This window comes from Pontimicrobium sp. MEBiC01747, from assembly GCF_053601635.1.
The window spans coordinates 1-10,873 of the sequence record NZ_JBSHNS010000431.1 but is presented as its reverse complement, the minus strand read 5'-3'; the positions used below and the strand labels follow the sequence as shown (position 1 = coordinate 10,873).

At 31.9% G+C, this 10,873-nt stretch carries 6 protein-coding genes; all 6 read left to right on the top strand.

Annotated elements, in window-relative coordinates:
- Positions 1 to 103 precede the first annotated feature (103 nt).
- Positions 104 to 2,941: a metalloprotease gene (locus ACVC2P_RS13975; protein WP_452599069.1), complete on the top strand. Its 2,838-nt coding sequence runs from the start codon at positions 104 to 106 to the stop codon at positions 2,939 to 2,941.
- 174 nt (positions 2,942 to 3,115) lie between these two features.
- Positions 3,116 to 5,323 carry a S41 family peptidase gene (locus ACVC2P_RS13970; RefSeq protein WP_452599068.1) on the top strand — a complete coding sequence of 736 codons (2,208 nt, stop codon included), beginning with the start codon at positions 3,116 to 3,118 and terminating at the stop codon, positions 5,321 to 5,323.
- Positions 5,324 to 5,373: 50 nt separating this feature from the next.
- Positions 5,374 to 5,760 carry a hypothetical protein gene (locus ACVC2P_RS13965; RefSeq protein WP_452599067.1) on the top strand — a complete coding sequence of 129 codons (387 nt, stop codon included), beginning with the start codon at positions 5,374 to 5,376 and terminating at the stop codon, positions 5,758 to 5,760.
- Between the two features lie 235 nt (positions 5,761 to 5,995).
- Positions 5,996 to 8,407: an alpha-ketoacid dehydrogenase subunit alpha/beta gene (locus tag ACVC2P_RS13960; RefSeq protein WP_452599066.1), complete on the top strand. Its 2,412-nt coding sequence runs from the start codon at positions 5,996 to 5,998 to the stop codon at positions 8,405 to 8,407.
- Positions 8,408 to 8,481: 74 nt separating this feature from the next.
- The gene (locus ACVC2P_RS13955; RefSeq protein WP_452599065.1) at positions 8,482 to 9,681 is read left to right on the top strand and encodes a cytochrome-c peroxidase; all 1,200 of its coding nucleotides are present in this window, start codon (positions 8,482 to 8,484) and stop codon (positions 9,679 to 9,681) included.
- A gap of 84 nt (positions 9,682 to 9,765) precedes the next feature.
- A partial coding sequence (locus ACVC2P_RS13950; RefSeq protein WP_452599064.1) for an AprA-related methyltransferase occupies positions 9,766 to 10,873 on the top strand: 1,108 nt, incomplete at its 3' end.

Below are 10,873 nucleotides of genomic sequence, written 5' to 3'. Positions count from 1 at the left end.
GAATATGGCTTAAGTCCAAACTTCTAAAAAAACATAAACAATTGTTAAACCCATACTCGTAAGGATATTTTTACGTTACTTTAAATAAAAAAAGCTATACCCATTGAAATATAATTATTTTAAAACCTTCCTATGTCTAATTTTTAGTATTTCTGTCTTTAGTCAGGAAAATTCCATAGATATAAAGGCCGCTTTTAATATTGAAAGTAAAACCATTACAATAGCGCAAACTATAGAGTATTATAACACTACAGACGCTACACTTAACGAAATATACCTTACCGATTGGAGTCACAGCTATTCGGCTAAAAACACACCTTTAGCCGAACGCTTTGCTGAAGAATTTAAAAACACCTTTCATTTTGCTAAAAATGACGACCGAGGATTTACTGTTATCACCTCTATTAATCAAAATGATACAAACATAGAATATTCTAGATTAGAGCAACATCCAGATATTATTAAAGTTACACTTAACAATCCCGTATTACCAAACACATCCTATACACTACAATTAAACTACACCATACAAATTCCTAACGATAAGTTTACACGTTATGGCATTACAGGAGAAGGCGATTATAATTTAAGGTATTGGTATATTACTCCAGCTATTTATGATGGTGAATGGCATTACTATAGCAATAAAAACTTAGACGATGCCTACGTACCTAAAGCAAATATACATTTAGAAATTGAGTACCCAGAAAGTTACAGCCTTATATCTGAGCTAGACGAAACAACTTCATCTACTAAAAATGGTATTACTAAAACAATACTAAGTGGTAACAATAGAGTTAATTCTAAATTATTTTTAAATAAAACTAACACTTACAAAGCAGTAGAAACCGATTTTTTTACAGTAGTATCTAATATAGATGAAGAAGACTTAGAAGCTCCTAAAATTGCAATTGCAACAGATAAAGTAGCCAGTTTTATCACTAAAAATTTAGGAGATTACCCGCATAAAAAAGTGCTATTAACTAAAATAGACTATAAAAAAAGCCCTATATATGGGTTAAATCAGTTGCCAGATTTTGTTCGTCCGTTTACAAGCGAGTTTCAATACGAACTAAAAATACTAAAAACGACACTTCATAATTATCTAGAAAACACATTACTAATAAACCCAAGAAAAGACCAATGGTTGTTAGATGGTATACAGGTATATTATTTAATGAAATATGTTGAAGAACACTACCCAAACATGAAATTGTTAGGAAATCTAGCCAATATATGGGGCGTTCGTGCTTTTCATGCAGCCGATTTAAATTTTAACGATCAATACAACTTTTTGTACTTACACATGGCTAGAACTAATATCGATCAGCCATTAACTATGGCGAAAGATTCGCTATTAAAATTTAATAAAAACATAGCCAATAAATACAAAGCTGGTATAGGACTAAAATACTTAGACGATTATATTAATTCAGATATAATAGAAGAAACACTCTTAGAGTTTTTAACCACAACCAAACTAAAACCTACCGCTACAAAAGATTTTAAAACCTTAATAGAATCTAAAACGGATAAAGACCTTAGTTGGTTTTTTAAAGATTACTTAGCTACAAGTAGTAAAATAGACTATAAAATAAAAAGAGTAAAAAAAATAAACGATTCTATTAGAGTTACTTTAGAAAATAAGAGAAATAATGTTATGCCTATCTCTTTATATACTTTAAAAAACGACTCTATAGTTTCTAAGCAATGGATAAAAGGTTTTAAAGGCACTAAAACGGTAACCATACCTAATAATAACGATATAGATAAATTAGCCGTTAATTACAACCAAGTTATACCAGAGTTTAATATGCGTAACAACTGGAAATCTACTAAAGGGTTTTTAGGAAATAATAAACCACTACAATTTAGGTTATTTAAAGATATAGAAGACCCCAACTACAATCAGGTTTTCTTTATGCCTGAATTCGATTATAATTTTTACGATGGACTATCACCAGGGTTAAAACTATATAATAAAACACTATTAACTAAAAACTTACTTTATAAAATTAGTCCTAAATACGCAATAAAGAGTAAGCAAATTGTAGGTAGTGCCTCTATAAGTTATACAGACAGAAGGGAAAACACAGATAACAATTATATTAAATATGGTATTTCTGGTGAGTACTTTAACTATGCACCAAACCTATCTTACACCTCTTATACGCCGTTTATAAACTTTAGATTTAGAGACCATAAAAACTTAAGAGATAACAACCACAGTTCTTTAACACTTAGGTATGTAAATATAAATAGAGAAGTTGACCCTACAGGAGAGTTTGAAACCGATGGCGAGCCAAAATACAGTGTTTTTAATGCTAATTTTAGAAAATCGAACCCTAATTTAAAAAACTTCAGTTCTTGGTCTACCGATTTACAATTAGCAAAAAACTTTGGTAAAGTATCTGCTACTTTAGAATTTAGAAAGTTAACCGAGAATAATAGACAGTATAATTTACGTGTCTTTACTGGAACATTTTTGTACAATAAAACATTTCAAGACTCTAACTTCTTTAGTTTTGCTTTAGATCGCCCAACCGATTATCTTTTTGATTATAACTATCTAGGGCGTACAGAAGAAACAGGTTTGCTTAGTCAACAATTAATTATTGCTGAAGGTGGTTTTAAATCTAAATTAAAAACGCCGTTTGCAAGCCAATGGATAACTACCATAAACACTAGTACAACCATTTGGCGTTATATTATGGCTTATGGAGATGTTGGTGTTGTAAATAGTCATGGTAGTAGCCCTAACTTTGTTTACGATACAGGTATACGTTTAAATTTAGTAGAAGATTATTTCGAGTTGTATTTACCCGTATACTCCAACTTAGGCTGGGAAATTGCACAACCAAATTACGACCAAAGCATTCGTTTTATTGTTACCTTATCTCCAAAAACATTGTTAAGCTTATTTACACGTCGTTGGTATTAATAGACTGTAATAACCTTCAACCAACAATAACACCATATAATTAGTATTAATTTATTGTCAATGTTTTATTGTTAAAAATATTGTAAATACAATCTATATACAGATTTTCTATTTTACATTTATTCAATAGATATTAATTCATGTAATTCTCCATCCATTTATAAAAACTAAACAATGAAAAAAATATTAATAGCGCTACTAACAATTATTACATTTAATATTCAAGCACAAAAAGCCGAAAAGTTTAATCTGGGGTTTGAAAACCAAAGCAAAGAAGATAAACTGTCTGATGGATGGTTTAAATGGGGTGATTATAAACTATCTATAGATAATAATGCATATATAGGTAAAAAATCTGGTAAAATTGAATCAAACCAAACAGGAGGCTCTTTTGGAAGCATTGCTTATAAAATTCCAGCTAAATATAAAGGAGAATCAATAACCCTAGAAGGTTGTATGAAAATTAAAAATGTGGAAGATGGTTTTGCTGGCTTGTTATTACGTTTAGATGGAGACGGTGATATTTTAGGTTTCGATAACATGCAAAATCAAAACATAAATGGAACAAAAGACTGGCAGAAATACAGTATAACTCTTGAATATCCTGAAAACGCAGAAAATATTTTTGTTGCAGGAATACTTGTTGGTAAAGGAGAAGCTTGGTTTGATGGTTTTACACTTTCTATTGATGGAAAAGATATTCAAACTTTAAAAGAAGCCGAAAAAGTACTAACAAAAGCACAATTAGACAATACTTTCGATGAAGGTTCTTTAATTACAATATCAAACTTAACACTTAAAGACACTGAAAACCTTGAATTATTAGGCAGAGTTTGGGGCTTTCTTAAATATCACCATCCAGAAATAGCAAAAGGGAATTACAATTGGGATTATGAACTTTTTAAATTCCTTCCAAAGTATCTTAAAACAACAAATGAAAATGATAGAAATGAAGCCCTAATTTCATGGATAGATGCCTTAGGAACATTAGAAAAATGTTCTACATGTAAATCTACAGATGAAAACGCATTTCTTAAACCAGACTTGAAGTGGATACAAAAACAAAAAGAAAACCTTAAAAAGAAGTTACTACAGGTTTATAATAGTCGCTCTCAAGGAAAACATTATTATATAGAAATGGCACGAGGTGTAGGCAATCCAAAATTTAAAAACGAAAATGCCTATTCAAATATGACTTATCCAGACGATGGGTATAGACTTTTGGCTCTTTATAAATATTGGAACATGATAGAGTATTTTTTCCCTTACAAACATTTAATGGATACAAATTGGAACTCTAAACTTGGCGAATATATCCCACAATTTCTTAATGCTAAAAATGAATTAGAATACGAATTAGCGGCAATACGCATTATAGGAGATGTAAAAGATACACATGCAAACTTATGGGGCGGCGGCGACAAAATAAGCGAATGGAAAGGCACAAACTACGCCCCTATACATGTTCGGTTTATAGAAAACAAATTAACCATAACAGATTATTACAACAAAGAGTTAAAAAGTGAAGTAGGATTAAAAATTGGAGATGTAATAACTAAAATAAACGATATTGAAGTAGAAGAAATTGTAAGAGAAAAGTCTAAATACTATCCTGCATCAAATGTTCCAACAAGACTTCGGGATATATCGGCAGACCTTTTACGTTCCAATACAAATACCATAAAAATAAGTTATAAATCGAGTGATAATAAAGAGCAATCTAAAACACTAAAACTATACCCAATAGATAGCCTAAATATATATCGTTGGTACAGAAAAAACGAAGATAAGTCCTATAAAATGTTAGATAACAATATAGGCTATGTAACGCTACAAAACATAAAAAAAGAAGATATATCTAAAATTAAAAAGGAATTTAAAAACACAAAAGGAATTGTAATAGATATCCGCAATTACCCTTCTACCTTTGTGCCATTCAGCTTAGGGTCTTATTTTGTATCTTCAAAAACTCCATTCGTTAAGTTTACTAAAGGAAATATTAATACCCCTGGCGAATTTACATTTACAGATATTATAGAAATTCCAAGTAACGGCAATACTTACCAAGGAAAATTAGTAGTTTTAGTTAATGAACTATCACAAAGCCAAGCAGAATATACAGCTATGGCATTTAGAGCAGGAGATAATACCACAATTATAGGAAGCACAACAGCTGGAGCAGACGGAAACGTCTCTGCAATTATGTTACCTGGCGGCCTTAGAACAATGATTTCGGGGATTGGAGTACACTATCCAAACGGAGAAGAAACACAACGTGTTGGAATTATACCAGATGTAGAAGTTAAACCTACAGTAAAAGGCATTAGAGATGGAAAAGATGAATTATTAGAAAAAGCAATTGAAATAATTTTGAAGAAATAAAATAGTATTTCACATACTTGAGTTATTTATAACATTAAGAAATCTAACAAATGAAGAAACTGATTGTTCTTTTAATAACAATACTTCTAGGACATTTATCTTATTCTCAATCAAAAAGCTATAAACAAGAACAAATTGAGAGTTTTCAATCTGAAATGAAAAAAATAAACGACTCCTCCTCTCATTATTTTGATTTAGGAATTAAACTATTTAAAGAAGGTAAAGATGCTATTGAAATTAAAGAACTCATAAAGCCTAAATTAATATATTTTCAAGCCAAAATAGATAAAAAAGCAAGAGCGTTTCAAAAAGTAGCAGAAAAACTTAAACTTACAAATAAAGAATACGATTCTATTTTTATTAAGTTAAATGAAAACTTCAAGTTAAATCTTGAAAAGTACAAGTATCTTTCTGAAAATGGAATAAATATTGATTAATACATAACAATAAAAGAACATGTGCATTCCAAAACACATGCATCCTTAAAATCAGTCCTTTACAAAAACCTAAAAACATTGAATTATTTTCAACGAAAAGTTAAAAAACTCATAAATTTTAAATAAAACACAATTAAAACCCCACTAAACTAATAATTCAATATTATTTTAAGGTTTTTGGCTATTGCAAGAGATTCATTTTTTTAGTAAATTTGCGAAACTTAAAATCTGAGCTATGCAAACAAAATCCGACGTAAACAAAGAGATTTCATTCGATAACTTTAAAGCGCAAGTTTTAGAAGATTATAAAATCGCGGTTACCAGTCGGGAATGTAGTTTATTAGGACGACGCGAAGTTTTAACAGGAAAAGCCAAGTTTGGAATTTTTGGAGACGGAAAAGAAGTCCCACAATTAGCAATGGCAAAAGCCTTTAAAAATGGAGATTTTAGATCTGGGTACTACCGAGATCAAACCTTTATGATGGCTATTGGCGAATTAACCATAGAGCAATTTTTTGCAGGATTATATGCCAATACAGATTTAACACAAGAACCCATGTCTGCAGGTCGTCAAATGGGAGGTCATTTCGGCACACACAGTTTAGACGAAAATGGGCAGTGGAACGACTTAACAAAACAAAAAAACTCTAGTGCAGACATCTCTCCTACTGCTGGACAAATGCCTAGATTATTAGGATTAGCACAAGCCTCTAAAATATACAGAAACGTAGACGGTATAGATACTACTAAGTTTTCAGAAAAAGGAAATGAAGTCGCATGGGGAACTATTGGAAATGCCAGCACAAGTGAAGGCTTGTTTTTTGAAACCATAAATGCAGCCGGAGTTTTACAAGTACCAATGGTAATAAGTGTTTGGGATGATGAGTATGGTATTTCTGTACACGCAAGACACCAAACGACTAAAGAAAACATTTCGGAAATTCTTAAAGGATTCCAAAGAGAAAAAGACAGTAAAGGCTACGAAATTTTAAGAGTAAAAGGTTGGGATTATGTTGCATTAATAGAAACCTACCAAGAAGCCTCAAAAATAGCGAGAGAAGAGCATGTGCCAGTTTTAATTCATGTTAACGAATTAACACAACCTCAAGGCCACTCTACTTCAGGATCACATGAACGCTATAAAGACAAAGATCGTTTAGCGTGGGAAGTTGAACACGATTGTAATTTAAAAATGAGAGAATGGATGATTGCTACAGGTATTGCTACCGATGAGGAATTAACAACTCTTGACAAAACAATAAAAAAGGCAGTTCGTGACGGTAAAAAAACGGCATGGAACAACTATTTAAATCCAATATTAACAGAACTTAAAACGGCATCTAATTTAATAACTCAATTAGCTGCATCTAGCGCCAATAAAGTATTTATTGAAAAAATAAATACAGATCTTTTAGCAATTAGCGAACCAAATCGTAAAGATATTGCTACAGCAAGTCGTAAAGCATTACGCTATGTTATAAATGAAAACTCTTCAGCAAAAGAACAATTATTACAATGGATAAATAATTTCTTTGAAGAAGTACAGCCAAAGTACAGTTCTCATTTACATAACGAAACAACTTCAGCAGCAATTAATGTAAAGGAAGTTAAACCTACATATAACGAAGACGCAGAACAAGTAGACGGACGTGTTGTTATTAGAGACAATTTTGATGCTATTTTTAACAAGTATCCAGAAACTCTAATTTTTGGAGAAGATGCAGGAGCCATTGGAGATGTAAACCAAGGATTAGAAGGCCTACAAGAAAAATACGGAGAATTGCGTGTTGCAGATGCTGGAATTAGAGAAGCAACAATTCTTGGTCAAGGTATTGGTATGGCAATGCGTGGCCTACGCCCAATTGCAGAAATACAATATCTAGATTATATACTATACGCATTACAAATTATTAGCGACGATTTAGCAACATTACATTACAGAACTAAAGGGCGCCAAAAAGCACCATTAATTATTCGTACTAGAGGACACCGATTAGAAGGTATTTGGCACTCTGGCTCACAAATGGGAGGCATACTAAACCTAGTTAGAGGAATCCATGTATTGGTCCCTAGAAACATGACTAAAGCCGCTGGTTTCTATAATACACTGTTAGAAAGCGATGAACCCGCTTTAATTGTAGAATGCTTAAACGGATACCGTTTAAAAGAAACAAAACCAACAAACTTTGGAAGTTTTAAAACACCAATAGGTGTAGTAGAAACAATAAAAGAAGGTACAGATATTACACTATTATCTTACGGGTCTACATTACGAATTGTAGAACAAGTAGCAAAAGAATTAATAGAAGTAGGCATTAATGCAGAAGTTATAGATGCACAATCATTATTACCATTCGATATAAATCATGATGTTGTAAAAAGTGTAGCAAAAACGAATCGCTTAATGATTATTGATGAAGATGTACCAGGAGGCGCATCCTCTTACTTGTTAAACGAAGTATTAAATAACCAAAATGCATACAAGCATTTAGATAGCCAACCAGTAACCTTAACAGCAAAAGCACACAGGCCAGCGTATGGAACAGATGGAGATTATTTTTCTAAACCATCTGCAGAAGATATTTTTGAAGCTGTATACGAGGTTATGCACGAAGCAAACCCTAACAGTTTTCCAAAATTAAGATAACAAATCAATTAAAAAAGATTAAACCTTTTTAAAATAATCCTGTCTAATCAGTTGTAATTAAAAACCAACTGTTTATGAGAGGATTATTTTTTTTAGCACTACTATTAGTATTTACAGGATGTTCAAATGAAGAGTCTGGAGCAATAGAGACTTCTACAACCACAGGAGCAGATTCTCCAACAGCATTCGATATTTCTACCGTTTTAAATATAGATTTAAATGCCCTTTTAAATTATAACAACCAATACATTCCAGCCTATATTACCAAAGATAACACTCCAGAAAATAATGCCATAACAAATGAAGGCGCAACATTAGGCCGTGTATTGTTCTACGATAAAAAACTCTCTGTAAACAACACCATTGCATGTGCAAGTTGCCACAAACAAGAACTAGCATTTGGCGATAACGATAGCCAAAGTAATGGAGTAAATGGTGTTACAGGTAGACATTCTATGCGATTAATAAACTCCCGCTTTGCAAACGAAAACCAATTTTTCTGGGATGAAAGAGCAAACACTTTAGAACAACAAACAACCATGCCAATACAAGACCATATAGAAATGGGCTTTAGTGGAGAAAATGGAGATTTAGGATTCGATGATTTAATAAACAAATTAGAAGACCTAGAATACTACACCCCTTTATTTACATTAGCATATGGCACACCAGAAATTACAGAAGCTAAAATGCAAAATGCGCTAGCACAGTTTATAAGAAGCATACAATCTTTTGATAGTAAATATGATGAAGGAAGACTTTTAGTTAATAACGACGGACAACCCTTCCCAAATTTTACACAACAAGAAAATAATGGAAAGCAATTATTTTTACAACCATCCGTTTTTAATAATCAAGGAAGCAGAATTAATGGCGGCATTGGCTGTGGCGGATGCCATAGAGCACCAGAGTTTGATATAGACCCAAACTCTAGAAACAACGGAGTTATTGGTATTGCTGGAGTAACTACAGGTACAGATTTAACTAATACCCGCTCCCCTAGTCTTAGAGATGTTGTAAAAGCAAATGGTACTAGTAATGGGCAATTTATGCATATAGGTGTTAGCAATAACTTAACAACAGTTTTAAATCATTATAATGCAATAAGTTTAGCTGGCAATAATAATCTAGATCCAAGACTGCGTCCAGGAGGTAATGCACAACAACTAAACTTAACAGATACAGAACGTGATGCTGTAATAGCTTTTTTAACAACATTAGCTGGTACAGATGTCTATACAAACGAAAAATGGAGCAACCCTTTTATTGAGTAGTTCTTATAATTTTCCTAATTTATAAAAAGCGTTTACCCAAGTAAGCGCTTTTTTTTTATCTTTAATATTAAACAAAAACATAATATGCTAACAAAGCAAGACAAAGCACAATTACGAGGCACAATTTTTAGACATTTAGATGGTATAGCAACAGCAACAACAGCTTTTGCATTACATAAAAAAGATGTTTTAGACTTTATATTAGAAAAAAAAACTATAACTATATTAGAACTCTCCAAGCAATTTAACGCTAACGAGGGCTACTTAAATGTCGCCTTACGAATTCTTTGTGCTCAAGGCTGGTTAACACAGCATGTAGATACTAAAAACGATACAATTACTTTTACTACCAATGCAAATAGTAATATTGCTTTTTCATTAGCACATTTATATGAGGACGCAGTAAACCTATTACAATATGCTGTTAACTTTCCTGAAGAACGCATAAGAGCCGATGCATTTATTGTTTTAGAACGTATTTTTAAAAAATACGAAGCAAGTTTTGGATTAAGCATAGTAGAAAATGATTCTATTCAATACCAAATACTTAAACATATAGAAGGCATTATTGTAGCTCCTATAACTGTTTTATTAGGCGTTAACGGTATGTTTCATAAATACTTTATGGAGGCCTCTTTTACTGCCGAAGAATACCATAAAGACCCAGAAAGTTTTAAAAAGATACTCGATTTTCTTACCTATTTAGGTTGGTTTAAAAAGAAAAACAGTACCTATCAATTTACAGATGAAGGTTTATTTTTTGCTAAACGTGCTAGTGCTTACGGAGTTACAGTATCCTATTTGCCAACTTTTTTACAGTTAGACGAATTACTTTTTGGTAACCCATTAATTTTAAAAACAGACAACCCTGAAGATACAGAAAAACATGTACATAGAGAAATGAATGTTTGGGGAAGCGGTGGCGCACACTCTACCTACTTTAAGGTTATAGATCAAGTAATTACAAAACTCTTTAATAAACCTATAGACCAACAACCCAAAGGTATTTTAGATATGGGTTGTGGCAATGGTGCTTTTATACAACATATCTTTGATGTTATTGAACATCAAACTTTAAGAGGAAAAGTATTAGATGAACACCCTTTATTGCTTGTAGGAGCAGATTTTAATAAAGCAGCTTTAAAAGTAACTAGAGCTAATTTAATTAAAGCAGATATCTGGGCAAAAGTAA

Excerpts from the sequence above, each read along its gene's own strand:
- ACVC2P_RS13970 (WP_452599068.1), top strand. The coding sequence starts at position 3,116 with ATGAAAAAAATATTAATAGCGCTACTAACAATTATTACATTTAATATT.
- ACVC2P_RS13965 (WP_452599067.1), top strand. The coding sequence starts at position 5,374 with ATGAAGAAACTGATTGTTCTTTTAATAACAATACTTCTAGGACATTTA.
- ACVC2P_RS13960 (WP_452599066.1), top strand. The coding sequence starts at position 5,996 with ATGCAAACAAAATCCGACGTAAACAAAGAGATTTCATTCGATAACTTT.
- ACVC2P_RS13955 (WP_452599065.1), top strand. The coding sequence starts at position 8,482 with ATGAGAGGATTATTTTTTTTAGCACTACTATTAGTATTTACAGGATGT.